The organism is Sinorhizobium mexicanum, assembly GCF_013488225.1.
GTDB lineage: Bacteria > Pseudomonadota > Alphaproteobacteria > Rhizobiales > Rhizobiaceae > Sinorhizobium > Sinorhizobium mexicanum.
Window position 1 is genome coordinate 3,437,727 of the sequence record NZ_CP041238.1, and the last position, 25,775, is coordinate 3,463,501.

Sequence of the window (25,775 nt, forward strand, 5' to 3'; positions counted from 1 at the left end):
AGCGCCGTACCGTTGTGGTGGATGCGTTGGGACGATGGAGTGCTTTGATTTATCGCGTGCCGTGCCCAAGATCGGCAAATGCTTTCAAGGAGGCGGAACCGCCCAAGTCTAAGGTAACTCGACGAGCCGGTTCACCGGCCGCTTTCGCCTTTGCAGGAGGGATCGGCTCTGGCAACATCGGGTCGCTTTTCGAACAGAGCCTTTCAGGTCCTGCGGGCCCGGCGGTTAGCCGCCCGGAGCGGCATGGGTGAGCGCCGCGACCCTCTTTATATGCGCAACCGCCGCCGTCCCGCCGGTGGTCTTGGTAAAAAGTTCGAGCGTCTCCTCGTCGTCTGCTCCGACGGGCGTCAGCGCCTGGTCCATGTAGGCCTTCGAAGCCGGATCGCGGGAGATCCTGTAGGCGGCAGCGGTCAACCGGACGATCGTGCCTGCAAGCGTCCCATGCCTGCGCACCGTCTGCAACAAAAACTGCGGCCAGAATATCAGGGGATGCACCCGCTTCATTCCCGGTCGCCGCTCCGACGACCGCTTCAGGCGCAAAAAACCGCTTTGCAGCGGGTGGACGTGTTCGAGCGGCACCATCGTCGCGAAGGAAACGAGCAGTTTGACAAGGCTTCCAACCGGCACGCCCGTCGCGACCGCACGGCGCAGCAAAGTCTCCATGTGCTCTGGCGAGTAATAGAGCCGCCACGCTTCGTGGTAGATGTTTTCCCACTCCTCCCGGCTCATTCTCGCATGCGCCGTGCACACGTGCTCGACATCGTAGACGTTGAGATCCGCCTCCATCTCGACGCCAGTCCTCCAGAGCTTCTGGTGGTCCTCCGAGCCCGGCAGTGGTGTGAGGATGAAGAATTCGACGATGTCGACCGGCAGTTCGTGTTGAATGATGGCGACGTCGCGCCGGATGGTCTCGGGCGTATCCGCCGGAAAGCCGAGGATATAGCCCGCGAGCGTCATGATGCCCTGGGCCTTCCAGGCAAGCAGCATCTTGCGATATTCGGTGATCTTGTTCTGGCTCTTCCTTGCCGCGGTCAGATTTTCCGGGTTGACGTTCTCGAGACCAATGAAAACGCGGGTAACGCCAGCACGCTTGGCCTTCTCGATGAAGTTCGGGATCCTGTGGCAGAGTGTGTCGACCTGGATCATCAGGCCGAGCGGAATGGCGTCCTTCTCCCGCAGTTCGATCAACCGGTCGAAGATCGCCTCCCAATTCCTGTTGCGGGCAAAATTATCGTCGGTGATGAAGAACTTGTGGACACGTTGTGCCCAGTTCATCCGCACCAGCTTCTCGACGTCGTCGGCCGAGCGGAAACGCGACCTGCGCCCCTGTACGTTGATGATCGTGCAGAAGGAACATTGATATGGACAGCCGCGACCGGCATCGAAACTCGTACTGAAGCCGAGCGTGTGGGCTATATTTTCCTTCGGCAGGAAGGGCGCCGGCGTGTCGGCAATGGCCGGCAGGTCATCCATGAAGTTGTAGATCGGCTCCAGCCTGCCGGCAGCCGAATCGCGCAGCACCGCTTCAAGACGGCCCTCCGCCTCGCCGGCAAACATGGAGATGCCCATTTCCCGGCAGGCGTCGAGTTCCACCGCCTTGCCGTCAAGCATGGCAAGGCAGCCCGACACATGAAACCCGCCGATGGCAACGGATATGCCAGCATTGCGGAACGGCCGCGCAATATCGAGTGCGCGCGGAAACTGGTTTGATTGGACGCCGACAAGCGCCACCATGCCGAAATTGTCATGTCGGCCAAGCACGCGCAGAAGGGTCGGGAAATCGACCCGCGTATTCGTTTCGTCGACCACCGTGATATCGATGGCAATGTCCGGGCCGAGCACCTTGCGTTCGGCGCAGTCGGCGGCAATGCCGTAAAGCGCGGCGAGCGAGTTCGAGGGGATCATGGCACGCCACCACCGGATCACGTAGCCTTCGTCATCATAGTGCGACGGCTTGATCAGGATGAGCTGGAAACGCTTCCCGCTAGCTTCGGAAGAATGCGCCACGTGCTCCCTTTCGTTTTTGGAAGCAATGGGAGAGCGTAGCAGAGCCCCGCCACAAGACAAGGCCGCGCCGGTCGGTTCAAGCAGAGCCCGGCATGTCGTGAGATAGCATGCCCCACGACGATCTGGGTGGACTTGAAAGCAAACTGTCAGACCGGCATTGCACGGAGCCTCGCCATCACGGCGCTCGGCACCATGACCTCGCCCTGGAAGAGCCTTCGAGCGGTCATCACGGCGCTCGCGCTTCTCACATCTATGCGACCCGCTTCGTCATCCACCTCGGCCGCCATCGTCCAGGCTCCGCTCGGGTGGCCGATGATAATATCTCCGCCCGCGGCCGCGCGAGCGCTCAGCAACCCGCGAGGGATCGTGCCCGGGATCTTGCAGGCGACCGCAAGGCAAAGTGCCGTCGTGATCGGCACGGCGAGATGTGGCCTGCCGCGTCCGATCATCCTGATGATGATGTCCGTGTCCTCCTGTTCCAGCATACCACCGGAAATGATCGGCGAGCGCGCGCTTCTTGCCACGAAGGCGATGCGGGGCAGCGAGACCGCACCAGCTGCCTCAAGATCCGGTGCGGCGCCTGCGGCCACTGTCACATGTCTGCGAATTCTTTCGATTGTTCCGAGAAGTCCCGGCACGGCTTCAATGGCATCGGGCAGTTCGGAGCCTGAGAGACCGATGCTCTCGGCAGCGACGAACATCACGGGATTGGCGGCGTCGACGAAACTGTAGGCGATGCGCCCTACGCCCGCGACGTTTATCTCGCTGACGGGGACTCCCATCGGGAGAACCTTGCCGGTCGCGGCTCCCGCGGGCGAAAGGAAAGCGATGCGGACGGGCGATCCGGAGCCGGCAATACCATCGACCGCGAAATCGCCGTCGACGCAGGCTCGCCCGCCCCGCATCCGGAAGCGCGATATGATGAGCTTATCCGCATTGACGTCACGAATCCTGACGACAGCGTCACCGTCTTGCGGCACCGGGACCAGACCTTCGTCTGCGGCAAACGGACCTATTGCCGAGGCCATGCTGCCGCAACTGCCGGCATAATCGACGCGCGCCGCATGCATTTCCACCTGCCCGAAGAGGTAGTCTATATCGGCATCGGGATGCGCGGACTTCTCGATAACGCAGACTTTCGAAAGCGAGGAGAGCCCGCCGCCCATGCCATCGAGCTGCCGACCGTTCGGATCCGGCGACCCCATCGCCGCCAGGAAGATCGCATCCCAATCGGCGCGGTCCTGCGGCAGGTCCTTCCTGTGAAAGACCAGGGCCTTCGAGGTGCCCCCGCGCATGAAGACGGCGCGTATGGCCTGCTGCTGCGGATGGATCGACTCCATGCCTTGCCTCCCTTTCTCAGCCGCGCCCGACAAAGGGCATCTTGTTCGCCATCACGGTCATAAAAAGCACATTGCTGTCGAGCGGCAGCCCGTCCATGTAAAGCACCGCATCGGCCACATGTTTCGTGTCCATCAGCGGCTCGGTCGAGCGCGACAGATCGGCCTGCAGCACGCCCTCCCTCATGCGCGAGGTCAGCGGTGTATCGGCATTGCCGATGTCGATCTGGCCGCACACGATATCAAAGCCGCGTCCGTCGAGCGCCAGCTGTTTGGTGAGCCCGGTTATCGCATGTTTGGTCGCAGTATAGGCAGTTGCGAAAGGCCTCGGCGCATGAGCCGAAATTGAGCCGTTGTTGATGATGCGCCCACCCCTCGGCGACTGGCCGCGCATGAGGGCGAATGCGGCACGCGCGCAAAGAAAGGCGCCGGTCAGATTGGTATCAACGACGGCGAGCCAGGTTTCGATCGCCAACTCATCGATTGGCACCGCCGGTGCGCCGCGGCCCGCATTGTTGAACAAAAGATCCAGCCTGCCGAAAGCCTTTTCTGTTTCGGCAAAAAGGCTCTCGACCGCTTCGGCATCGGTCACGTCAGTCGGCAGTACAAGCGACTGGCCGCCGGTTGCGAGGCGGGCGGTTTCCTCGAGTTCCGCGTGCCGGCGGCCCGCCAAGGCAACGCTGTAGCCGGCGCCAAGTAGCCCCAAGGAGACCGCCCTTCCGACACCAGATCCCGCGCCCGTAACGATTGCGACTTTCGACATCCACCCCTCCAACAATTTGGGTGCGGCCCACACCGAAGAAAGCCAACCGGCCACCCTCCTCATGCTTCTGTATTTTATAGTCGACATGCGTATACAATCAACATCCATTTTGCTAGCGTCGCGGAAATCGCCGCAGCAGTAGCGTGATCGCCGGCGCAGTGTTGTGATGCGGCTGATAGGCTCCCAGGTTTGAGCAGCAACGTCATGAACATGCCGAAACCTGTTCTGCCCGAACGATGACGCGACCACACCTTCAATTGAAGAACAGACCGAGAGAAAGGAATATCCAATGGAAATTCGGCTTGACGGGCGAACAGCGGTCATCACCGGCGGCAGCAAAGGGCTTGGATTGGCAATGGCAAAACGTTTTGCCGAGTCTGGCGCCGAGGTCGCAATTCTCGCCAGAGGCAAACCGGCGCTCGACGAAGCGGTGTCGTCGATACGCAGTGGAACGAAGACCCGGATCGAGGGTTTCGTTTGCGACGTTGCCCGACCTCAGGACACCACCGACGCCTATGAGCGCCTCATGACGGCCTTCGGCAAGATCGATATCCTGGTCAACAATGCGGGCCAGTCGCGCCTCTCCACCTTCGAGAACATCACAGACGAGATGTGGCAGGAGGATATCGAACAGAAGCTGATGGGCGCGATCCGCATGACCCGCCATGTCTGGCCGCAGATGAAGGAAAGACGCTGGGGGCGGGTCATCAACGTCCTCTCCATCAACGCCAAGCAGCAGCGTGCCGGGGGTGCACCGACCACGGTCACACGTGCGGCAGGCCTGGCGCTAACGAAGGTACTGGCCGGCGAAGGCGCGCCTCACAACGTTCTCGTCAATGCGCTGATGGTCGGGTCTATCATCAGCGACCAGATCGCTCGCCGCGCCAAAGCCCGGAACGATGGAGTAACCTTGGAACAAATGATCGCGGATGTGGGCAAAGAAATTCCCCTCGGACGCATGGGCACGGCCGACGAATTCGCCAATGTTGCCTGCTTTCTTGCCTCGGAGGCTGCCTCTTACGTTACCGGCGCGGCGCTGCCGGTGGATGGCGGCAAAGCGGCCTTTATTTAGAGCGGGATGAGAAAAAGTGTGCGCGGTTTTCCACCCGCATCCCGCGTCTCAACTTAGATCGCGGTGATCGAAGACGGACTGCGCATCATCGGCGACGCTACGCGGCTCCATTGCCGGCATGCTCGGCGGAGATGGGATGGGTTTCGCCAGTGGTGATCAGCGTGCGCGTCGCCTCGACGGAGGCATATGTCCAGAAGATCCTTGTCAAATCCGTTTCGGACGCATTGAGAAAGCGATGCGGGACGCCACCTGGAATGAATGTCGTGTCATGACGGCCGAGGCGATATTGCCGGCCGTCGATTTCAGCGATGCATTCCCCCTCCAGCACGAGGACGCTTTCCTCGCAATTGTGGGAGTGAAGGGGGATGGCCCCGCCCGGCTTGAATTCTGTGATGCCGTTTAACATGGAAGTCGAACCACAGGCTTTCGTCACCAGAGGGATCGTCGACGCACCGTTGCCGCGCTCCACCCATTGAAGTTCCGCCGGCCGCAGGACCATTCCGGTGCTACCATCTTTCATTCGAAGAGGCCCCGAGCTTCGGCCGCCTCTCCCCGCCCCGACGCCTCAACTCCTGAAATCCGCGTCAGCCTGTGCATGCGGTGCAGGTTATCCGGCAGCGGCTCGCCAGGAAACAGCGATGGCCAGGCCCTGGTGCTGACTTCGCCGACATAGAGATTGCCGCGGGAATCGACTGCGAGCGAATGCGGCGAGAGAAATTGTCCGGGATTACAGGGGCCCGTCGGAAGATCGCCGAAACGGGCGAGGACCTTTCCATCATTGGTGGTAACGCTGATGCGCGGACCGAGATTCGGGTTCTTGCGATTGACGTTCATGTAAGGGCCGATCTCGCCGACATAGCAGATCGGACATTTTCCTGCACTGATCTGCAGGGCACTGGGCCTATGCAGATTGTTGATCTGCGTCTCGTATCTGCCATTGCCGTCGAAGATCTGGATACGATGGTTTTCCCGGTCGGCGACATAGACCCAGCCGTCGGCGTCGCAGCAGATATTGTGGGGAAAGTTGAATTGGCCGGCATCGATGCCCGGAGCACCCCAGGAGAGTATCGGCTTGCCTTCGGGGGAATATTTATGCACCCGGGCATTGCCGTACCCGTCGGATACATAGAAATCGGCCTCCGGCGAAACCGCCGTATGCGTGCATCGGTGAAACGGTATCCCCGACATGTAAGGAGACGGTTTGCCCGGCGTGCCGAGCGTCAGCAGCACCTTTCCGTCAAGCGTGCATTTGCGCACGGTATGATCCCCATCGTCCGTGCAGTATATGCAATCGTCGGGACCGATATGCAGGCCGTGCGGATTGCTGAAGACGCCTTGCCCCCAGGTGTCGAGGAATTCGCCTTCGATATCGACCACGATCATCGGATTAGGACCGCGGTTGAAAAGGTACACTCGATCCTGTCGGTCGACGGCAAGTGCCGCGACATCGCCCATGACGAGACCCGCCGGGAGCTTCACCCACTGTTCCTCGACCCGATAGATAAAATCACCGCTGCCAAGAATGACGCTCATCTGTTGTTCCACCTCTCAGAGGAAATCTGTTCGAGCCCGACGTTCCGCCTCCGGATCAAATCAGCGCGCGTAGCGCCTGCGTGCGCCTGCGGCCGGAATCGATCAGTAGGGTCACGTCGTTGGCGGCGAGAATGAATCGGTATCCCATCTTGAAATAGACGTTCAGATCCTCTGGCGTGCGCACGCCGCCGAGACCCGCATATCGGCCACTCCTCTTGCAGGCAGCCGCAACGCGCTCGAACGCCTCGACGGTGCGCCGGTTCATCACATCGCCTGGAATGCCCAGATCGAGACAAAGATCATTGGCGCCGATCATGATGACGTCGATGCCCTCGACGGCGGCAATCTCCTCGCAGTTTTCGACGCCTTCCATGGTTTCGATCATGATGGCGACCAGGAAATTCTTGTCGAGTTCACGCGTGAGTTCGCCAACCGGCAGCGGGCGAAAATCGACATGGACCTGGACGCTGGAAATCGAGCGGCGGCCGACGGGCGGGTAGCGCAACTGCCTGACCACCTCTCGCGCCTGCGCGGCGTTGTCGACATGCGGCATGATGATGCCCTGGGCGCCCCCGTCGAGTGCGCGGGTCGCCATCGAATATTGAAACTCCGGCACCCTGACGAGCGACGCGATACCGGAATTCAGCGCCGCGATCGACATTTCTGACGCGGTTTCGATCGACATAGAATTGTGTTCGAGATCGAGGAAGAGCCAATCGAAACCGGCCGCTTCCATAATCTTTGCCGTCTCCACGCTGCGTGCCTGCCGAAGGACGATGCCAAGCGATAGTTCGCCATTTTTCAATTTTTCAAGAGCGACGTTGGCCATACCCGATCCCCTGAATTTTTGACTATTGTCCGGGGAAGCCGTTGCAACGCCTCGGCTTCCTTTTCGAGACGGGCTTCAGGACGCCTTGGCGAAGTCCCGCGATCTTGCAGGCCTGACGACGATATCGCTTGCGGGAATTTCCTCCCCCCGTGCCAAGCGCAGCATGTTGTTGAAGGCATGCAAGGCAACGTTGACGACGTTATCGAGCACGCTGCCGGCCGTATGGGGCGTCAGCACGACGTTCTCCAGCTTCGTGAGCTTGCTGGTCGGCGGAAGAGGCTCTGGCTCGAAGGCATCGAGACCGGCCGCCAACAGCTGCCCGGATTCGAGCGCGGCCACCACCGCATCCTCGTCGACGACGTCGCCGCGCGCGGCGTTGACCAGAACGGAACCGCGCTTCATGCGAGCAATCGCGGCGGCATTGATGATCCTGTGATTGGCCGCACCGCCCGGGCAATGAAGCGTAAGGATGTCGCTCTGCTCCATCAGTTCGTCAAAGCTGACGAAGCGGGCGTTGAACTGCTTCTCGATTTCGGGCGGAGACCGGAACGGATCGTGATAGATTATCTCGACATCAAAGCCCGCAAGCCGCTTGGCGACATTCTTGCCGATATTGCCGAAACCGAGGATGCCGACCGTCTTGCCCGAGAGCTTCCGACACTTCGGGCGCAGCTCGGTATAGATCCATTTCCCTTCACGCATCGACCTGTCGGCAAGCGAAAGCTGCCGCAAGGCTGCGATGATCAGCATTATCGTATGTTCGGCAACCACGACGGCGTTGGAGCCGGCGGTAATTGCAACAGGGACGCCCTCGCGCTCGGCAGCTGCCAGATCGATCTTGTCGACGCCGATTCCCCATTTGTGAATTAGCCGCAGCCGCGGCGACTCCCGGATCAGTTTCTCGGTGATCGGCGCCGTGGTCAGAATGAAATCGCTTTCGCGGATGAGCGGATGGCACTTTTCGCCGGGATCGATCTCGAAGGAGATTTCGAATTCGGCAGGGACGACATCGCGGATGAGCGCCTGCGCTTCCGGACCGAAGGCACGCCCGACACAGGCGACCTTGAATTTATTGGGTAAGTGGGTTTCCGGCACGGCTTCCTCCTGAAGATCTGCATTCCGGCACCGTCGCCAGCGAAAGCCGGTAGCGTGCGCTGCGGTTCGTCGCTGGCGGCGGATTGTTACCTGTTGAACTCGAATGGCCGGCAGACCGGCTTAACTCGGTCGGCGAAGATGCGACCTACTTGATCCACGGATCGCTTTCCCAGAGACCCTTGAGCATCGCGGATTCCTTTTGGACCCAGTCCTTGGTCTGCGCGGCTGTCATGGGGTTGAGAAGAAGCGATCGTTCCTTGGCAACTTTCTGGAATTCCGGATCCTTCGAGACTGCTTCAAAACATCCGGAAAGCTTGGCGACGACATCCGGAGGCGTAGCAACCGGAGCACCGATCACATGGTTGGAGCCACCAACGATATCGAAACCCTGTTCCTTGAAGGAGGGAACATCGGGGAGTTCGGCCACGCGTTCGTCTGAAGCGATCGCGAGCGTCTTCAATTCGTTCTGAAATTGAGCAACCTCTGTGAGAGAATTGCCGGATACGTCCACGTGACCGCCGATCACGGCATTGCGCGAGGTTGCCGCGTCTGCCATCGGAATGAAATTGAACTTGACGCCGGCAGCCTTCATGAAGCTCAGCATCTTGATGTGGTCATCTGCGCCATAGTTGCTGATTGCCATGTTGATCGGGCCGGTTTTGGCGGCTTCGACCAGCTGGGCGAGTGTGTCATATTTACCGCCACGCTTGGCGTTGATCGAGACTTTCGAGCCATAGAGGTTGCCGAGGAAGGCGAAGCTCCCCAGTTCGTAAGCCGGCTTCTCCTTGGTGATGGCCCCAACCGGAAAGTTCGGCACGTTGAGCGCGCCGATCGTATAGCCATCGGGCTTCGCATTGGCGAGTTCCGCAAAACCCAGTTCACCGCCGGCGCCCGGCTTATTGACGAAAACCACTGTCTGGCCAATGCATTTTTCGAAGAAGGGTCCCCAGGTGCGGGCGCCGACATCGGAGGTGCCCCCCGGTCCATAGGGAATGATGAAGGTAATCGGCTGATCGGGGTATTCCGCAAAGGCTGGTGCGGCCATGCCGGCGACCGCAAAGCCGGCGAGCAGTATCTTTGTCAGCATGCGCATTCTAATCCTCCCTTTGTAAGCTTACGCGCCACGGAAAACCGTGAGCGTTGCGTTTCCCATTATTTCGGTTGCATGAGTTCGATCCGGATGCCGTCGGGCGTCTCGACGAAGGCCACCATCGCGCTGCCCACCCCCGGCCGCGGTCCTTCGATCAGCCGCGCACCCATCGCCTGAAGACGCTCGACGTGCGCGACGACGTCGGCCGTATCGATACCGATATGCTCGATACCGAGATGAACCCCGGTCGCTCCGTCGTGGAGCACCTCTCCGTCTCTCTCCCCGGAGAAGAACACGCGCATCCCGCCGTCCTCGGTAAGGCAGCGAACGAACCGGTCTCCGGTGCTGCGCTGTTCATCGGTCAGGACCTGAAAATTGAAAGCCTGCACGAACCAGTCGGCGGATGCCTTCGGATCGCGTGATTTCAGATGAAGATGATTGATCCTGAACATCCTCGCTCCCTACCGCCACATGCATGCTGTTGTATACAAACAAATACTTGCATATTCAAGCCGGAAGTTTCAAGGAAATATCGGGCTGCATAGTAATCTTGGTCAGATTCGCCGGAGCGGCATCGTCCAGTTCAATACCGCTGCCACGGCCGCCATCCCGGCAATGGCCAGAAAGGCGGCGCGGAACGACTGAGCGAATTCGGCCTGTATGGCCTTCGCCCTCTCCGCCGGGAGATCGTGGAGCGCGGCCATGCCATCCTGCAGCACGTGACCGAACAACCGGCCGGCTTCCGGGTCCGTGCCGGAGAGCATCGAGAAGAGCACGGCAGCCGTGAATGCCGTGCCGAGCGCCGCTCCCATCGAGCGCGAATACTGCACTGAGGCCGCGCCCGCGCCGATCTTCGCCTGGCCTGCGGCGCTCTGCACCGTGACCTGCACGACGCTCATGACCGTTCCCATGAACAGGGCCATCAGCCCGAGCGAGGTCGACAGCTGGAGGGGGCCGAAATCCGAGACGAAGAAGGCTATCAGCACAAGTCCGGTCGTTGCGAATACAAGCCCCCATGACGGCAGGATCGCGGTCCTTCCCGTCCGGCTGACGATCTGCCCGGTGATCAAGGAGCCGATGCCGATACCCACAGTCATCGGAGCGATGAGAAGGCCAATTTCGGCGGCGGAGGCTCCATGCACCACGCGCAGCTGGATCGGCACGAAGGTGAGCAGCGAAACCAGAATGCCGCCATGACAGGCTGCCACGGCATTGGCGCGCCAGATTGCGGGGTGCCGGAAAAGATCGACGGGCAGAAGCGGCGCGGCCACGCGATGCTCGACGGCGACGAGCAGAGAGATCGAAACCATCGCGACGGCAAGCAGCGCCAGGATCGCCGGTATTTCGCTGGGCTCGAAGCTCTGGACACGATCGAGAAGGAGCAGCATGGAGACAACGAAACAGGCAAACAGGAGCAGACCGTAGTAGTCGAATTTCATCGCGCGGTTGTTTGCGGAGCGCTTCGGCAGCCGACTGATGAGCCAGAACGCCAAAAGCGAGACTGGCACGGAAAACAGGAAGACGGATCGCCATCCGAAATTTTCCGTCAAAATTCCGCCGAGGACAGGCCCGAGCGCATTGGACGTGACGCCGACCGAAGCAAGATAGCCCTGATATCTCGCCCTTTCGCGCGGTTCGACGGTTTCTCCGATCAGGGCCTGCGAAAGCGCCATCAGTCCTCCGCCGCCAAGTCCCTGAAGAACGCGTCCAGCCACCAGCATCGCCAGATTCTGGGAGAGCAGGCAGATGATCGAGGAAGACATGAAGATAGTTAGCGCGCACAGGAGTAGTATCCTGCGACCGAAGAGATCTCCGAGCCGACCGTAGACGGGCGCTGCGATGGTCGCGGCGATCAAATAGCCGATCACGACCAGCGAGACCTGCTCGACGGACCCGATTGAGCCGGCGATTGCGGGCAAGGCCGCTGCCACGATCGATTGGTCGGACAGCGCCAGAAACATCGGAAGCGCAACTTTGGGAAAGACGTAGAGGAAACTCCTTGGCGACGCCTGTCTGCCATCTACGCCTTCGGAAGAATGGTCAGGGCTCACGTTAGGCCATTTGGATTAGCAACTTGACTGATGCAGCAGCCAAAGGCAGCTGACGTATCCCAATGTATAACGCTGTATACGAACGTGCGCAAGCATCATCGCGTGTCCGGCATCGCACGTGCCGTGTCGCTAACGGCGCTGAATCTAGAATGGCTAACGGTTCATCAGCATCCTCAGACGCGAACGCTGGGCTTCCCGGATGTGCAGGCGGCTCGCTGCCTCGGCCCCTTCGCTATCGCGGCTCTCGATCGCCGAAACGATTGCCTTGTGCTCCCGAGAGGCAGAGCCATGGCGCTCCGGCAACGAGAAAGTGGTGTTCTGAAGCAGCGACAGCGCATCTTCGAGATTGTTTAATGCTTCATGCATGTAGCGGTTGCGGGCCGCTTCGTAGATTGTGCGATGCAGGGCATGGTTGATGCGAGCAAGCTCGGCGGCGTCCCCTTCGGCGGTATCGAATTCGTTGAGCAACTCGCGCATCATGGCGATCTCCGCAGGCAGCGCATGCTGAGCCGCAAAGCGCGCTGCCGCGCCTTCCAGCACCTCGCGCATCGCGTAGAGCTCCATCACCTGCTGGGTGTTGAGCTCTACGACGACGATGCCTCGACCGGGAGCCACCTCCACGAGACGGCGTGCCTGAAGCTGTTGGAGCGCTTCGCGAACAGGCGTACGGCTGACGCCGAGCGATTGGGCAACATCCTCTTCGCGAATGCGATCTCCCGGGCGGATTCGGCCGGCACGAATGCCCTCAAGCAGAGCCTTGTAGACGAGTTCGCCTCTGGGACCGCCGCGCGAAGACAGCATGGAACCGGGTATCTCCTTGTCTGCCAGGTTATCCGGGTCCGTCGCCATTCAGTCTTTGCCTCGCTGTCTTGAATCATGTCCCGAAAAAGTACCGCACCTTTTCGTAGACTACTGTATACGATGTGGCGTCATAAGCCCATCATGTCAACAGGCGCAAGGCAGGCGCTTAGCTGTCCCAAGCTTTTTCATTTGCGCGGATTTGCTGCCACCATGACCTCGATGTCGATTTTCAACTCCAGCAACGCCGGTGTTCCGGAGGCTTGGGCACGTGCGAAGGCCGCTGGAAAATCCTCAGTGGTTGCAACGGTTTCGCCATAGGCGCCGTAGGCCTTGGCAAGGGCAACAAAGTCGGGATTGTTGAGACCCGTCGCAAACACGCGACCGGGATAGTCCCGTTCCTGATGCATGCGTATCGATCCATAACTGCTATTGTTGACCAGGACGATGACGACTGGGACGTTGTACCTTATGGCCGTCGCCAGTTCCTGAGATGCCATCAGGAAGCAGCCATCTCCGGCAAAGCATACGACCGTGCGCTCTGGATGCAGGATCTTTGCAGCGACGGCGGCCGGGAAGCCATATCCCATCGCCCCGCTCGTCGGCGCCAACTGCGTCCTGAACCGGCGGTAGACGTAATAGCGGTGGACATATCCGGTATAAGTTCCTGCGCCGTTCGCGATGATGGCATCGTCAGGCAAGGTGTCGCGAAGATACTTCACCACATAGCCGACATCGAGGGGCAGGCCATTGTCCTTCGGCACGATCTTCTTCTGGTACGCAGCCCGACCTGTCTGGATCCATTCCTCACGTGTCTTATCGCCCGCCGGAATGCCGGATAGCGCCGCTGCAAAGTCGCGAACGGTGGCTGCGATCAGCAGCTCGCCTTCATAGACGCGCCCAAGTTCCTCCGGATCGGGATGGACATGGATAAGCTTCTGTATGGGTCTCGGAATGTTGATCAGCGAATAGCCCTTGGTGCTGGCCTCGCCGAGCCTCTCGCCGACGACGATGAGCAGATCTGCCTTGCGAACCATATCGGCCAGTGCCGCGTCGATGCCGAGGCCGAGATCGCCGACATAGTTCGGATGCGAATTGTCGAACAGGTCTTGGCAGCGGAAGCCGACGGCAACCGGCAGATGGTGCTTCTCGGCAAAGTCTCGAACCTGGTCGATCGCGGTAGCATTCCAACCGCCACCACCAACGACGACGATCGGCCGCTCCGCCTCAGCAACCATACTGCCGAGCTCTGTCAGCGAGGCAGCGCCCGGTGCCGCGACTGCACGTTTGAACGGCGACGGAACAGGGCTGGTGCAGGGTTCTTTCAGGACATCCTCGGGAATGGCAACGACCACAGGCCCCGGTCTGCCGTTGACCGCGACGTGGAACGCGCGGCTGACGAGCTCCGGGATCCGTGCCGCATCATCGATCTGCACGACCCATTTGGCGAATTTGCCGTACATCTGGCCGTAATCGACTTCCTGGAACGCTTCGCGCTCGAGATGGCCGCGCGCCGCCTGCCCCACGAATACGATGAGCGGGGTTGAATCTTGCTGGGCGGTGTGGATGCCGATGGCCGCGTGAGAGGATCCTGGACCGCGCGTGACGAAGACGACGCCAGGACGCCCGGTCAGCTTTCCGGTGGCCTCGGCCATATTGGTCGCGCTCGCCTCATGCCGGCAGACGATCATGCGGAACTTGTCCTGGACCTCACGCATGGCGTCGAGCGCGGCGAGAAAGCTTTCTCCGGGAACGCAGAATGCAAGGTCGGCGCCTTCGGCGATCAGCGTATCGATCAGCACTTGACCGCCAGTCCGCGCTGCCGTCGCGGAAACAACATTGTGGGGATGAGCCAGATTCATTCTATTTATCCTGTTTCGGCATGGTGAAGGAGCCCGCCCTGTTGGCGAGATCGGGGACTGGCATCCCGGCAGCGATATCCTCCTGGCGCCGCGCTTCGGCACCGGCGATCTCGCGGGCGCGCCGCAGCACGTCGGCCGCAATCTCCTGCGGCACGAAGCAGATTCCGGTCTCGTCGGCGATGACGATATCGCCCGGGGTCACCTGCACGCCGGCAATCTCCACCGGATGATTGATCTGAACTGTCTGGATCCGCCATTTGCCGGTGAGCGGCGTAACGTCCCGGCTCCACATAGGATAGCCGATTGACCGACATTCGCCGACATCGCGCACTCCACCGTCGACAATGGCACCGATTTCGCCCTGCCGCTTGCCAATGGCAGCGGAAATGCCCCCGATGTTCGAGACACCGTGAACTCCTTGAATGACGAGAACATCGCCGGGTTCGGCGAGATTATGCGCCTCGATTTCCGCCAGTCGGGAAATTTTGGCAGACGCTCCCTTGTACGGACTCGTCTCCTGGACAACGTTGCGCAGCGTGAGCGCCCGCCCGACGAGAGCCGCGCCCTGATAGATGGGTCGCAGCACGGATGCCCCGATCGCCTTTGCGTAGCCCATCTCATCGAGTACATCGGAAACCAGGCTCGAAAGATCCGCGCCAAGGGCCCGAAATTCTTCGATGGTCTCCGGAGAAATTGCCGGCAGATCAAGACGCCCGATTCCCGAGCGATGGATCTTGCCAGTCAGTTGGCGTTCGGACATACAGGCCTCCTCCCATTGTCCATTCACGATGGCCTGCCGAAGGATACTCGCGGCAGGTGGGATCCTTGTCAGGAAGCCTTCGACCGGGCTTCAGTGCGGGCGAGGGCCGACAGCCCGGCGCTTTTGCCGGCCGTGCGGCCGAATACCGCGCCGGCCATAAGGCCCGTACCGCCCGGATAGTTGAAGTAGAACAGGCCTCCCACCAATTCTCCTGCCGCAAAGAGATTGGGCATGAGCGCGCCTTCGGTGTCAACGACCTGAGCACCCGTGTCTACACGCAGGCCGCCGAATGTGAACGTCACACCGCAGGTTACCTGGAAGGCTACATAGGGCGGTGTATCCAGTACATTTGCCCAGTTCGACTTGTTGATCTTCAGTCCCTGCGTGCTGCGGCCGTCCTTGATATTGGGATTGAACGGCATGTCGCGCCGGATCGAAGCGTTGTAGGCCTCGACTTCCCGAACGAAGTTCGCGGCATCGACACCTTCCAGCTGCCTCGCCAGATCTTCGATCGTATCTGCCTGTACCTTGGTGATCTGCTTGATACGATACTCGTCGCGCAGCAGATGCACTACCTTCTGGTCGAAGATCTGCCAGGCAAATTGCTTCGGCTGGTTGAGAATGACGCGGCCGTATTTCGCGTATGTATAGTTGCGGAAATCGGCACCCTCGTCGACGAAGCGCTCACCGTTCGCATTGATCATGATGCCGAATGGATAGCTGTGCTTCTGGAAGCCATCGCCGACGGCGAGGTCGCCAAAGGGCGGCGCATTGAAGTCCCAGCCGACAGCGTGACAACCAGACCAGTGGCCCCAGGGCATAGCCCCCGCATCGAGCGCCATACGGATGCCGTCGCCAGTGTTGAAGCGTGTGCCGCGCACCTTCGCAAGCTCCCAATTCTGACCGAGGTAACGGCTGCGCCATTCGGAATTTGCCTGAAAGCCGCCGCTAGCAAGGACGACGGATCCGGAACGCAGCTCCGTGGTGCGACCGTCGACGCGGGCGACGACACCGTGAATGCCGTCGTCATCAGAGATCAGCGACAGAGCGCGCGCATTGTGCCGCACCTCGATGCCGTCATGGGCCGCGCGCTTGTGCAAAGCCTCAACAAGCCCCGGCCCCCCACCCCAGGATTCCACTGTCATCCCGCCCCAAAACTTGAAGCGACCTTCAACCTTGAATGCCTGGCGTCCATAGATCGGCTGAAACCGCACACCCTTGGTTCGCATCCAGATCATCGTGTCCAGACTTTTGGTGACAAGCATTTCCGCCATGTCGGGGTCGGTGCGGTATTCGGTAATGCGACCCATGTCGTCGAAAAACTGGTCTTCGGTATAGGTGCCGAAATCGGTCCGCTCGATTTCTTCCTCGGTGAGATCCGGCATCACCTTACGGAGGTCATCGATACCGGCATAGGCGAAGCGCATGCCGCCAGCCGTAAAGGCGCTATTGCCGCCGTGCTCCTCGAGCGGAGCCCTCTCAAGCACGAGTACAGAAGCGCCCGTTTCCCGCGCGGAGAGGGCTGCGCACATTGCGGCATTGCCCGCGCCAACGACGATAACATCATAATAAGGTTCAGACATTTCCTACCCACCGTTTCAGAAATCGTGGTGGTCAATTTAACGTATACAAATGTATGCGCAAGTGTTTTGTCGCCAGCTTTTGAATTTTTTGGCCGGCCCCGGCCAGCCGCAACTTGACCGTAACCCCTTTTTGTATACATTTGTCGACATAACTATACGAGCACCACGCTCGTATTGCTAGCGCTTAGAGTCATCATTGGGAGGAGACGTGATGAGGCTAACGGCAGCGCGGAATTCTTGGATTTCCGTTGGACACATATCGAGCAAAAACATCGGGATACCCCGCATCCATGGAGGGGCCTGATGGTTGCCCCCTTTGAGCTTCATCGCCAACAGATCGAGCTTATCCTTATCGCATGGGGCATGCCGCAGGCTCACGCAGAGCGCACAGCAGAAGTCCTGTCCTGGGCCGATCTTCATGGCGTTGAGAGCCACGGCATTTCCATGCTTGTCGAATATGACATGCGGTTCCGTGACGGCCGCCTGAAGATGGACGCTGATTTCAAGGTCATGCGAGAAAGCCCGGTATCCGTCCTCATCGACGGTGACGGCGGGATGGGTCACGTGGCTTATGCAATGGCCGCGGAGGCAGCAATCAGCAAGGCGAAGTCTGCCGGTATCGCGGTCGCCGCCGTCCGCAATTCCTCTCATTTCGGCGCCGTCGGCTATTTCACGAACCTCGCGGCGCGTGCGGGCCTGATCGGTATGGGCGCGACCAGTGCAGCTGGCATTCGTGTGGCGCCGACCGGAGGAGCGGAGGCGAAACTCGGCACCGATCCATGGTCTTTTGCCGCGCCAAGCATGGACGACAATCCGTTCCTCTTGGATATGGCGACGACAACAGTCGCTTACGGAAAGATCCGCAACAAGATGAACGAAGGCCTGCCGATGCCTGTCGGCTGGGGTTCGGACAACGCAGGCAGGGCGTCCACCGAGCCGCTGGACGTGACGCGGCGCGGCGGTTTCATGTCGCCTCTCGGAGGCACGCCTGAGGGCAGCAGCTACAAGGGATATGGCCTGTCGATGATGGTCAACATCCTCTCCTCCTGCCTGAGTGGAGCAACGCTGATCACCGATCCCATGCACACGAAGAAGCCTCAGGGCTTCGATATTGGCCATTTCTATCTGGCCATTGATCCCCGGCTCTTCCGTGATGATGGCGCGTTTGAAAGCGATGTGGCGACATTCTGCAACGCGCTCCGGGCGACAAAACGCGTGGAGTCCGAGGTTCCGGTCATGGTCGCCGGCGATCCGCAATGGGCAATGGCCGAGCAGCGCATGCGTGAGGGAATTCCGATTGGAAAAGGGCTGCGTGCAAAGCTGATCCAGGTCGCTGAGGCCGCAAAGGTCGAGTGGCTTCTGGACAAGAATGAAAGCACTTCATCCGAAACAAAGCCTCCGCAATTCGACGCCTCGTCAACTGCGGCGACATATTAGCGGTCGAGCTTCGTTTCCAATTGCTGCTAGCAAGGATGGGGGATACTTTCGTCGACGCGAGAATACAAATGGGAGGAAGCTTTGTATTTGAACCTTGAAAATCCGCGGGCCTCCTGCGGCGCGGGATACGGAACCCGCAAGACATGGGAGGCGGCTCATGGCCATCAAGGACATTATTAGTTCGATCGTCGTTTTCCTGTTTTCGCTAAGCGCCTATATCCTGGCGGCGGATTTCGGCGGTGGAGCGGAACTTTTTCCGCGCGGGCTTGCCATCATCATGATGATAGCGTCGGGGCTGATGTTCCTGCGTGCGGTCTTCTGGCCGCGCCTGGTGCCGGAAGGTGAGTCCAGGATGGAAATGGCCGATGTCAAACGCACGGCCGTGTGCGTCCTGATCACAATTGCCTATGTCGCCCTGATCGTGCCGTTGGGCTTCGCCACGGCCAGCATCGCGTTCATCATCGCCATCGCCTATGCAATGGGATACCGCAACCACCTGGCGCTGTGGCTGACGGCGGTGCTCTTCGTCGGCACGCTGTATCTCATGTTTGTACGCGTGTTCCACACACCGCTGCCCGAAGACATTATCTTCGGCCTATTCCACTAAGGGCAGGTGCCTACCATGTTCAACGACATCTTTAGCGGTCTGCTCGCGCTTTTCGATTTCTGGACGATCGTCGCCATGATCGCAGGTACAAGCCTCGGTATTTGCCTTGGGGCCTTACCCGGAATCGGAGCTACACTCGGCATCGCCCTCGCCATTCCGTTCACCTATGGAATGGGCCCTCTGCCGGCTCTTGCACTGCTTGCCGGCATCCATAACGGCTCTTCGCAAGGCGGCGCCATTCCGGCCATCCTGCTGCGCATCCCGGGCACGCCTGGTTCCATCGTGACCTCCTGGGACGGCTACCCGCTGGCCAAGCAGGGAAAGGCGGGCGGCGCCATCAATCTTTCGGCCATCTCCTGCGCGGTTGGGGGCGCGCTTTCGGCTCTGTCGTTGATATTGCTGGCACCGCCGCTCGCAAGGATCGCCCTGGCATTCGGTCCGCCGGAGATCTTCTGGGTCAACGTCTTCGGTATCGCGACCGTTGCAGCGCTGCTTGGCGACGATCTGCTCAAGGGGCTGCTGGCGGCATGTTTCGGCCTGCTGATCGGTACGGTCGGCCTAGACAACGTGTCCGGCCATGAGCGATTCACGTTTGGCATGCTCGATCTCGTCAACGGCATTTCCACGATCGCCGTCATGGTCGGCATGTTTTCGTTCCCGCCGGCCTGGAACCTGGCAGTCGGCGCCCGCAAACAAGCTCTTGAGACCAGACCCGTCGAACGCTTCAAAATCGTATCCGAGCGTATCTGGACCTTCGCCGGCGTATGGCGCGCATGGGCTGTGGCCTCGTTCATCGGGATCATCAATGGCATCTTGCCGGGATCGGCGATCGCATCCTTCATTGCCTATAATGAAGCGAAACGGGTCTCCAAGACGCCGGAGAAGTTCGGCAAGGGTTCGATCGAGGGGTTGGCTGCGGCCGAATGTGTCAACGCGGCCGACAATGCCTCGGCGCTGATCCCGACGCTGACGCTCGGCGTTCCCGGCAGCAACGTCGCGGCCCTGATCCTCGGCGCTTTGCTGATCCAGGGCTTCCAGCCGGGTCCGCAGCTGTTCCGCGATGCGCCAACCATCGTTTATGGGTATTCCTGGGCGCTTATGTTCACGGCGCTGCTGCTGATCCCGCTCGGTGGCTCAGTCGCCAGCCGCGTCTTTGCGAATGTGCTGCGCATTCCGACGCTGATCCTGTTGCCGCTGATCATCGTGATCGCCTGTGCCGGCTGCTTCGCGTCTCAGAACTCGATGTTTGACGTTTATATGGCGGCACTGTTCGGAATAGTCGGACTCGCAATGATCCGCTTCGACTTTCCGATCGCGCCCGTCATCATCGGCGTGGTCTTGGGGGCCAAGGCTGAGTTCAACCTGCGTGTCTCCCTCATGATGTCCGCAGGCGACTACTCCATCCTGTACAACCGCCCGATCACCATCGTCCTGATCGTCTTGACCGCACTGATCATCTTTTTCCCGCTCTATCGGGTCTACAAAGATTGGCAGCATCGGCGCAAGAACGGCACGCCGGGGCCGGCTACGACGGATACGATGAACTGAGCTCCCATGACATCGGGAAAGGCCGGCGCGACCCTGGCCTTTCCGTTTTCCCTCGGGCGACAAGAACGGTCGTCAAGCCTAAAACCCATTGTTTCTGGCGGAATGACGTGCATCCGACCGTATGCATCCGTTGCTGGATACGCGATGGGCGTTCCTGTAAGTCTTGTAATGGCAAGGAGATGCCAATGAATCCCGCAGATCGTCCTTGGCACGAAAGCATTCGCGACGTGCTGAAAGACAATAATGTCCGGCTGGTCACCTACGTGCCTGACAACGTGCTCAACCCTCTGATCAAGGCACTGCATGCCGACCCGTTCTTCACCACCTTTTGCTGCACGCGCGAGGAGGAGGCAGTCGGCATTGCGACCGGAGCATGGATGGGGGGCATGCTCGGTGTTGTGCTGATGCAGACCAGTGGCTTCGCAACACTTCCCAACGTGCTCGCCTCGCTTGCCGTGCCTTATCAGATCCCGCTGCTGATGATCATTTCGGAGCGCGGTACGCTCGGCGAATTCAACCTGGGTCAGGCCATGGTCTGCCGGACGATGCGTCCGGCCCTGGATTCCATGGGCATCGAGCACCACACGATCCGCCGGCCGGACGAGGTCGAGTTCGTCGTCGGCCGCACCATCAGTCAGGCGGTTTCCACCCAGGCGCCGGCCGCACTCATCCTCAACCCATTCCTGACGGGCGGCAAAGTCGAGAAGAAGGAAAAGTGATAATGACCGAGGGATCACAACACAACGAGCGCAGACGGATGAGCCGCGCCGACCTGACGAAGCGGATCGTCGGCAAGCTGAAGAACGAGGAAGCCGTCGTCGGCGGCATCGGCTTCACCAATTTTGAGCTCTGGGGAGCAGGACCGCGCCCGCAGAATTTCTACATGCTCGGCAGCATGGGCCTCGCCTTCCCGATCGCGCTTGGCGTGGCGCTTGCCCAGCCGGACCGCCGGGTCATAGGACTTGAGGGTGACGGCTCGCTACTCATGCAGGTCGGCGCGCTTGGTACGATCGCCAGCTTGCAGCCGAAGAATCTGGTCATGGTCGTCTGGGACAACGGTACCTATCAGATCACCGGCGGTCAGCCGGCTACCACCGGGACCGTGGTCGATCTTGTCGGACTTGCCCAGGCATCTGGCCTCGAAAAGGCATTCTGGGCTAAGGACGAGCCGCATTTCGATACGCTCATCGACCGCGCGTTGAAGGAGGAGGGTCCTTTCTTCATCGCCGCCAAAATCGACGGCGCGAGGCCGGAGGCAACCACCCATCGCGATCCGGTGCAGATCCGCGAGCGTTTCATGCGTGGATTGGGAGTCCGGTCCGATCCGGCCGTGGCATGATTGCCGCGCTTGCGTCGCGGTCGAAAGATCGCGGCGCTTAAAATCGGCTTTGGACCGCCATCCGGCAGACGTGATCAGCAAGCGCCAGCGATGATGTCAGCCCGGGCGACTCAATCCCGAAGAGGTTGATCAATCCCGGCACGCCGTGGCTCTCCGGGCCCTGGATGCAGAAATCCTGGTTGGCGATCTCGGGCGGCACGATCTTTGGCCGAATTCCGGAATAGGCCGGCGCGAGCGCCCCCTCCTTCAGGTCCGGATAGTACCGGCGGATCCCTTGGTAGAAGAGCACGGCCCTTTCCGGGTCCACCTGGTAGTCCACCTGGTCGATCCACTCGATATCGGGCCCGAAACGCACGCGGCCGGCCATATCGAGCGTCAGGTGAATGCCGAGACCGCCCTTGACCGGCACCGGATAGATGAGGCGTGAGAACGGCGTCCTGCCGGTCAGCGAGAAATAGCTACCCTTGGCGTAATAAGCCGGCGGCACCAGGTGCCGCGGCACGCCTTCGAGTGCATTGGCAAGCGCCGGCGCGTGCAGGCCCGCCGCATTGACGAAGAGCCTGGAGCGAAACGTGAGCGGATCGTCGCCGCCAGTGTCGATCTCGAAGCCGGCGTCGTCGGCCCTGACACGGACGACGGGGCTTTTCAGCGCAAGAAGTGCGCCGGCGCTCTCGGCATCGCCGAGCAGCGAGAGCATATAGGCGTGGCTGTCGATGATCCCGGTGGACGGGGACAGCAGGGCGCCCGTGGTGGAAAGTGAAGGCTCCAGTTCCCTCGCCTCGGCCGCGGATATCTGGCGGATGTCGGCAACGCCATTTGCCGCAGCCTTGGCCGCAATCTCAGGCAGGCGCCGCAGTTCCTCCGCCGACGTTGCGACGATCAGTTTTCCGCAGTTCCGGTGCGGCAGCCCACGTTCCCGGCAATAGGCGTAGAGCGCCTTGCGCCCGGCGACGCAGAAACGGGCCATGAGGCTGTCGGCCGGGTAGTAGATGCCGGCATGAATGACCTCACTGTTGCGAGACGAGGTCTCCGTGCCGATCGCATCGGCCGCCTCGAGGATCAACACCTCACGGCCGGCGAGCGCCAAGGCTCGCGCGACCGCAAGACCGACCACACCCGCACCGGCGACCACACAATCGAGTTCGTCCAAGATCATCTCCGCATCCGAAGCCGATGGTCTGTAAGGGAACACAGACCAGCCGCTTCTCGCAAGACGCGATATCGCCCCACCCGAAAGCGCGCCTGATCAGCGGCGTTATTCGCTCACGCGATCTGCGACACCAAAGGTTCGCCGGCGAAGTGTGCCCTGAGATTATTGACGACGCGGTTCATGGCTTCGGAGACGGATTCAGGCGAGCGGCCCGCCATATGCGGCGTGATGATGAGGTTCGGCGCGCCGATGAGTTCCTGCGTCACCACCGGCTCTCCCGCCACCACGTCGAGTGCCGCTCCTGCGATACGCTTCTCATGGAGTGCCTTGATCAGCTCGTCGGTGTCGACGATGGAGCCGCGGCCGATATTGATGAGATGCCCCTTCGGCCCCAGCGCATCGAGGAATTCCCTCCCGACCAGCCCTCTTGTTTCGGGCCCACCCGGCATGACGACGATGACGAAGTCGCTGTCCCTGGCGAGTTCCAGGGGCGTCTCCTTGTATGCGTAGCTCACATCGCTGCGTTTGCTGCGATTGTGGTAGCTGATCTGCATGTCGAACCCGGCCGCTCGCTGCGCGATCTGCAGCCCGATTTCACCGAGACCCAATATGCCGAGCCGCTTCTTCCAGGCGAGTGGCTGCGGGCCGCGCGATTTTAGCCAGTCGCCCTGGCGCACGCGTCTGTCTATCGACGGAATGTTGCGGGCAATCGCCAGCAGCAGCGCCATACCGTGATCAGCAACGGAAAAGGCGTTAGTGCCCTTGCCCGTGGTCAGCACCAGCCCGAGCTCCTTCACGGCAGCCATGTCGACATTCTCGTAGCCGACGCCCTGGGTCAGTACCATCTCCAGCTTCTTCAGCCGGCGAAGCTGATCGCCGGTGACACCGATCGAACCATTCGTGACCAGGGCACGGGTCTCAGGAAACTCCTCGATGGCCTTTTCGAATTCTTCCAGAGAGGGGGAATAGTGAACGGTAAAGTGCTGTGCGAACATCTCCAATGCCGCGGACGGGAACTGAATCCGAACGATAATTTCCGGCCTCATGCTGCTTTGCCTCCCGCTTTTTCATCTTCTGCCGCAAGAGCGGCGAGTAATTCGGTGTAATCCTTGTCGAAGGCGAGTCCCGATGCCTTCAGCTTTTCATGAGCGGCTTTGATCGTTTCCGAAATAGCCAGGGAAAGAACAGGCCTGAGCCCAAGGCTTTCCAGCGTTGCGGCCGCCTCCTTCATTTCCGTGACACGGCGCGCGCCGTGCTGCTGCGTGCGGCCGATGTAGTAGGTGGCCGTCTGTCGCCAGTCGATTCCGGGGAAGGTCTCGGAGATCGAATCCAGAATGCGCTCCCGCACGCCGGCCTTTTCCGCAGCCGTCAGGCTCTCGATCAGCAGTGCTTCCACGCCCTTGACGATGACACTGCGGATCATCTTCACAGCACATGCCTGGCCGATTTGGGTCCCCACCGCCTCGATGTCCATGCCGGCCTTCGTCAAAAGGGCTGCGGCACGCTCGGCCGCCGCGCCAGCGAGCAGGATCGGAACTTTGTGTTTGTATGGCGGCACCCGCGCCATGACCGCGCCTTCGACGAAGGCAGCCTTTCCCCCCTGTGCCAGCGCCTCCCCCACCTTCTTTTTGGCGTCTGGCGAAATCGAGTTCAGGTCGACGAAGATCTGATCAGCTTTCAGCACCCTGCCCGCCTCGGCACCGACATGCACCGCGGCTGAGCCGACGACGAGGGAAAGGACGATATCCGCGGCCGCAACCGCCTCGCCGATCTGCGCATGAGTGGAAACCTTCCACTCCGCCGCCTTGGCCGAAAGTGCCGGCGCTTGCGCCCCGTCTGCGAAACGGATGTCGAATGCAGACAGAGCAGAAACCCCCGGCTCCTCCGCGAGCCCCGAAGCCATGGCCTGTGCGGCCTCTCCGAAACCGATGAAGGCTATCTTTGTCATGTCCTTTTCCTGTCGTGATTGGCTGTGTTGGACGTCTCTAAATCCTTCATCCTCACGCCGGATCCAGCATTGTATTTCTTTGTCGACTTTTGTATGCAATGATTGGAACTAACGCAAGTCTCTTGAAGAAAAATTCCTGTCGATGGCGGAGGGGCGGAACATGCCGGCGAATCTACTCAAGGAACGACTGAAATCAGGTGAACCCACGTTCGTCTTTTCCGTGCGCATGTCGCGCACCGTGAACATAGTCTCGCTGGCACAGGCTACAGGCTACCACGGGCTTTATGTGGATCTGCAGCACAGTTCGATCTCGATCGACACCGCGGCGCAGATCTGCACGACGGCTCTTCATAGCGAGGTCACGGCCTTCGTGCGCGTGCCGAGCCTTGAGCCCGGCCTGATCTCGCGCGTTCTCGATGCGGGTTCGCAGGGCATTCTCGCGCCGGACATCCGCTCTGCCGCCGACGCGAAAGCTCTGGTCAAGGCGGCACTGATTGCACCGAAGGGCGACCGCTCGGTCGGTGGCGGCATTCCCAATCCGCGCTTCAGGGGGCTTTCCGGCGGCGCGCTGGCGGGTGCGATCAACGACGCGACCCTGCTCATCGCGATGATCGAGACGGAGGAAGGCGTGGCGGCAGCAGCCGACATTATCGGCGTAGACGGCATCGATGCCATCCAGATCGGCAGCAACGATCTCACCACCTCTATGGGCATTCCCGGTCAATACAAACACGAACGCGTCCAGGAAGCCTATCGCAAGGTGATCGAGGCCTGCAAGGCAGCCGGAAAGCCGCTGATCATCGGAGGCATCCGCAAGAGCGACGAACTCGAGCCCTATGTTCGAATGGGCGCGGCGCGCTGCTACTTCACGGGCGCGGACAGCGTCTTCATGGTCGAGGGCGCGAAGATGTTCCTCAACGAAGCCAAGAATGCCGACGCGACCATCACCGGCTGAGATGCACCGGA

At 60.5% G+C, this 25,775-nt stretch carries 24 protein-coding genes; 7 read left to right on the forward strand and 17 right to left on the reverse strand.

What is annotated here, in order from left to right; all coding sequences use genetic code 11:
* Window positions 1-225: 225 nt before the first annotated feature.
* The 3 genes from FKV68_RS16285 to FKV68_RS16295 form a co-directional block, all read right to left on the reverse strand.
* On the reverse strand, window positions 226-2,007 hold the full coding sequence (locus FKV68_RS16285; RefSeq protein WP_180938852.1) for a B12-binding domain-containing radical SAM protein: 1,782 nt from the start codon (window positions 2,005-2,007) through the stop codon (window positions 226-228).
* A 146-nt stretch (window positions 2,008-2,153) separates the two neighbouring features.
* Complete coding sequence (locus FKV68_RS16290) at window positions 2,154-3,347, reverse strand: PrpF domain-containing protein (protein ID WP_180938853.1); 1,194 nt, start codon at window positions 3,345-3,347, stop codon at window positions 2,154-2,156.
* A 16-nt stretch (window positions 3,348-3,363) separates the two neighbouring features.
* The gene (locus FKV68_RS16295; protein WP_180938854.1) at window positions 3,364-4,107 is read right to left on the reverse strand and encodes an SDR family oxidoreductase; all 744 of its coding nucleotides are present in this window, start codon (window positions 4,105-4,107) and stop codon (window positions 3,364-3,366) included.
* 289 nt (window positions 4,108-4,396) lie between these two features.
* Here FKV68_RS16295 and FKV68_RS16300 point away from each other — a divergent pair, with 289 nt between their 5' ends.
* Window positions 4,397-5,179, forward strand: a complete 783-nt coding sequence (locus FKV68_RS16300; protein WP_180938855.1) for an SDR family oxidoreductase — start codon at window positions 4,397-4,399, stop codon at window positions 5,177-5,179.
* A gap of 97 nt (window positions 5,180-5,276) precedes the next feature.
* On the opposite strand, the gene FKV68_RS16305 is transcribed toward FKV68_RS16300, so the two are convergent.
* From FKV68_RS16305 to tcuA, 11 genes are all read right to left on the reverse strand, one after another.
* Window positions 5,277-5,699 carry a cupin domain-containing protein gene (locus FKV68_RS16305; RefSeq protein ID WP_180938856.1) on the reverse strand — a complete coding sequence of 141 codons (423 nt, stop codon included), beginning with the start codon at window positions 5,697-5,699 and terminating at the stop codon, window positions 5,277-5,279.
* Window positions 5,696-6,712, reverse strand: a complete 1,017-nt coding sequence (locus FKV68_RS16310; RefSeq protein WP_180938857.1) for a peptidyl-alpha-hydroxyglycine alpha-amidating lyase family protein — start codon at window positions 6,710-6,712, stop codon at window positions 5,696-5,698. Before FKV68_RS16310 ends, FKV68_RS16305 begins: the two co-directional genes overlap by 4 nt.
* Window positions 6,713-6,767: 55 nt before the next feature.
* Window positions 6,768-7,541 (reverse strand): HpcH/HpaI aldolase family protein, encoded by a 774-nt coding sequence (locus FKV68_RS16315; protein ID WP_180938858.1) that lies wholly within the window; start codon window positions 7,539-7,541, stop codon window positions 6,768-6,770.
* A gap of 75 nt (window positions 7,542-7,616) precedes the next feature.
* Window positions 7,617-8,636 carry a 2-hydroxyacid dehydrogenase gene (locus FKV68_RS16320; protein WP_180938859.1) on the reverse strand — a complete coding sequence of 340 codons (1,020 nt, stop codon included), beginning with the start codon at window positions 8,634-8,636 and terminating at the stop codon, window positions 7,617-7,619.
* A gap of 145 nt (window positions 8,637-8,781) precedes the next feature.
* Window positions 8,782-9,729, reverse strand: coding sequence for a tripartite tricarboxylate transporter substrate binding protein (locus FKV68_RS16325; RefSeq protein ID WP_180938860.1), 948 nt, complete (start codon window positions 9,727-9,729; stop codon window positions 8,782-8,784).
* A 59-nt stretch (window positions 9,730-9,788) separates the two neighbouring features.
* Window positions 9,789-10,178: a VOC family protein gene (locus FKV68_RS16330; protein WP_180938861.1), complete on the reverse strand. Its 390-nt coding sequence runs from the start codon at window positions 10,176-10,178 to the stop codon at window positions 9,789-9,791.
* Window positions 10,179-10,280: 102 nt separating this feature from the next.
* Entirely contained in the window at window positions 10,281-11,777 is a 1,497-nt protein-coding gene (locus FKV68_RS16335) for an MFS transporter (RefSeq protein ID WP_180938862.1), read from the reverse strand.
* A gap of 153 nt (window positions 11,778-11,930) precedes the next feature.
* Entirely contained in the window at window positions 11,931-12,626 is a 696-nt protein-coding gene (locus tag FKV68_RS16340; RefSeq protein WP_342454798.1) for a GntR family transcriptional regulator, read from the reverse strand.
* Between the two features lie 137 nt (window positions 12,627-12,763).
* The gene (locus FKV68_RS16345; protein ID WP_180938863.1) at window positions 12,764-14,437 is read right to left on the reverse strand and encodes a thiamine pyrophosphate-binding protein; all 1,674 of its coding nucleotides are present in this window, start codon (window positions 14,435-14,437) and stop codon (window positions 12,764-12,766) included.
* Window position 14,438: 1 nt separating this feature from the next.
* Window positions 14,439-15,197: an RraA family protein gene (locus FKV68_RS16350; protein ID WP_180938864.1), complete on the reverse strand. Its 759-nt coding sequence runs from the start codon at window positions 15,195-15,197 to the stop codon at window positions 14,439-14,441.
* Window positions 15,198-15,265: 68 nt separating this feature from the next.
* Window positions 15,266-16,780, reverse strand: coding sequence for an FAD-dependent tricarballylate dehydrogenase TcuA (tcuA, locus tag FKV68_RS16355; protein WP_180938865.1), 1,515 nt, complete (start codon window positions 16,778-16,780; stop codon window positions 15,266-15,268).
* Window positions 16,781-17,083: 303 nt separating this feature from the next.
* On the opposite strand from tcuA, the gene FKV68_RS16360 reads away from it, so the two are divergent.
* From FKV68_RS16360 to FKV68_RS16380, 5 genes are all read left to right on the forward strand, one after another.
* Entirely contained in the window at window positions 17,084-18,217 is a 1,134-nt protein-coding gene (locus tag FKV68_RS16360) for an Ldh family oxidoreductase (RefSeq protein WP_180938866.1), read from the forward strand.
* A gap of 157 nt (window positions 18,218-18,374) precedes the next feature.
* A complete protein-coding gene (locus FKV68_RS16365) occupies window positions 18,375-18,824 on the forward strand; it encodes a tripartite tricarboxylate transporter TctB family protein (RefSeq protein ID WP_180938867.1) in 450 nt (149 codons plus the stop codon).
* 15 nt (window positions 18,825-18,839) lie between these two features.
* Window positions 18,840-20,372, forward strand: coding sequence for a tripartite tricarboxylate transporter permease (locus FKV68_RS16370; protein WP_180938868.1), 1,533 nt, complete (start codon window positions 18,840-18,842; stop codon window positions 20,370-20,372).
* 185 nt (window positions 20,373-20,557) lie between these two features.
* A complete protein-coding gene (locus FKV68_RS16375) occupies window positions 20,558-21,091 on the forward strand; it encodes a thiamine pyrophosphate-binding protein (RefSeq protein ID WP_180938869.1) in 534 nt (177 codons plus the stop codon).
* 2 nt (window positions 21,092-21,093) lie between these two features.
* Entirely contained in the window at window positions 21,094-21,711 is a 618-nt protein-coding gene (locus FKV68_RS16380) for a thiamine pyrophosphate-dependent enzyme (RefSeq protein WP_180938870.1), read from the forward strand.
* Between the two features lie 37 nt (window positions 21,712-21,748).
* On the opposite strand, the gene FKV68_RS16385 is transcribed toward FKV68_RS16380, so the two are convergent.
* The 3 genes from FKV68_RS16385 to FKV68_RS16395 form a co-directional block, all read right to left on the reverse strand.
* Window positions 21,749-22,861 carry an NAD(P)/FAD-dependent oxidoreductase gene (locus FKV68_RS16385; RefSeq protein WP_425347594.1) on the reverse strand — a complete coding sequence of 371 codons (1,113 nt, stop codon included), beginning with the start codon at window positions 22,859-22,861 and terminating at the stop codon, window positions 21,749-21,751.
* A gap of 113 nt (window positions 22,862-22,974) precedes the next feature.
* Complete coding sequence (locus FKV68_RS16390; protein WP_180938872.1) at window positions 22,975-23,907, reverse strand: 2-hydroxyacid dehydrogenase; 933 nt, start codon at window positions 23,905-23,907, stop codon at window positions 22,975-22,977.
* Entirely contained in the window at window positions 23,904-24,809 is a 906-nt protein-coding gene (locus tag FKV68_RS16395; RefSeq protein WP_180938873.1) for an NAD(P)-dependent oxidoreductase, read from the reverse strand. Before FKV68_RS16395 ends, FKV68_RS16390 begins: the two co-directional genes overlap by 4 nt.
* A gap of 160 nt (window positions 24,810-24,969) precedes the next feature.
* On the opposite strand from FKV68_RS16395, the gene FKV68_RS16400 reads away from it, so the two are divergent.
* Window positions 24,970-25,764, forward strand: coding sequence for an HpcH/HpaI aldolase family protein (locus FKV68_RS16400; protein ID WP_180938874.1), 795 nt, complete (start codon window positions 24,970-24,972; stop codon window positions 25,762-25,764).
* The last annotated feature ends 11 nt before the right edge of the window (window positions 25,765-25,775 follow it).

Bases quoted from the DNA above. Each gene is read 5' to 3' on its own strand.
- FKV68_RS16305 (WP_180938856.1), bottom strand. From the start codon at position 5,699: ATGAAAGATGGTAGCACCGGAATGGTCCTGCGGCCGGCGGAACTTCAA.
- FKV68_RS16375 (WP_180938869.1), top strand. From the start codon at position 20,558: ATGAATCCCGCAGATCGTCCTTGGCACGAAAGCATTCGCGACGTGCTG.
- FKV68_RS16300 (WP_180938855.1), top strand. From the start codon at position 4,397: ATGGAAATTCGGCTTGACGGGCGAACAGCGGTCATCACCGGCGGCAGC.
- FKV68_RS16325 (WP_180938860.1), bottom strand. From the start codon at position 9,729: ATGCGCATGCTGACAAAGATACTGCTCGCCGGCTTTGCGGTCGCCGGC.
- FKV68_RS16315 (WP_180938858.1), bottom strand. From the start codon at position 7,541: ATGGCCAACGTCGCTCTTGAAAAATTGAAAAATGGCGAACTATCGCTT.
- FKV68_RS16400 (WP_180938874.1), top strand. From the start codon at position 24,970: ATGCCGGCGAATCTACTCAAGGAACGACTGAAATCAGGTGAACCCACG.
- FKV68_RS16380 (WP_180938870.1), top strand. From the start codon at position 21,094: ATGACCGAGGGATCACAACACAACGAGCGCAGACGGATGAGCCGCGCC.
- FKV68_RS16395 (WP_180938873.1), bottom strand. From the start codon at position 24,809: ATGACAAAGATAGCCTTCATCGGTTTCGGAGAGGCCGCACAGGCCATG.
- FKV68_RS16310 (WP_180938857.1), bottom strand. From the start codon at position 6,712: ATGAGCGTCATTCTTGGCAGCGGTGATTTTATCTATCGGGTCGAGGAA.
- FKV68_RS16345 (WP_180938863.1), bottom strand. From the start codon at position 14,437: ATGAATCTGGCTCATCCCCACAATGTTGTTTCCGCGACGGCAGCGCGG.
- FKV68_RS16330 (WP_180938861.1), bottom strand. From the start codon at position 10,178: ATGTTCAGGATCAATCATCTTCATCTGAAATCACGCGATCCGAAGGCA.
- FKV68_RS16370 (WP_180938868.1), top strand. From the start codon at position 18,840: ATGTTCAACGACATCTTTAGCGGTCTGCTCGCGCTTTTCGATTTCTGG.
- FKV68_RS16390 (WP_180938872.1), bottom strand. From the start codon at position 23,907: ATGAGGCCGGAAATTATCGTTCGGATTCAGTTCCCGTCCGCGGCATTG.
- FKV68_RS16295 (WP_180938854.1), bottom strand. From the start codon at position 4,107: ATGTCGAAAGTCGCAATCGTTACGGGCGCGGGATCTGGTGTCGGAAGG.
- FKV68_RS16340 (WP_342454798.1), bottom strand. From the start codon at position 12,626: ATGGCGACGGACCCGGATAACCTGGCAGACAAGGAGATACCCGGTTCC.
- tcuA (WP_180938865.1), bottom strand. From the start codon at position 16,780: ATGTCTGAACCTTATTATGATGTTATCGTCGTTGGCGCGGGCAATGCC.
- FKV68_RS16365 (WP_180938867.1), top strand. From the start codon at position 18,375: ATGGCCATCAAGGACATTATTAGTTCGATCGTCGTTTTCCTGTTTTCG.
- FKV68_RS16350 (WP_180938864.1), bottom strand. From the start codon at position 15,197: ATGTCCGAACGCCAACTGACTGGCAAGATCCATCGCTCGGGAATCGGG.
- FKV68_RS16360 (WP_180938866.1), top strand. From the start codon at position 17,084: ATGGTTGCCCCCTTTGAGCTTCATCGCCAACAGATCGAGCTTATCCTT.
- FKV68_RS16290 (WP_180938853.1), bottom strand. From the start codon at position 3,347: ATGGAGTCGATCCATCCGCAGCAGCAGGCCATACGCGCCGTCTTCATG.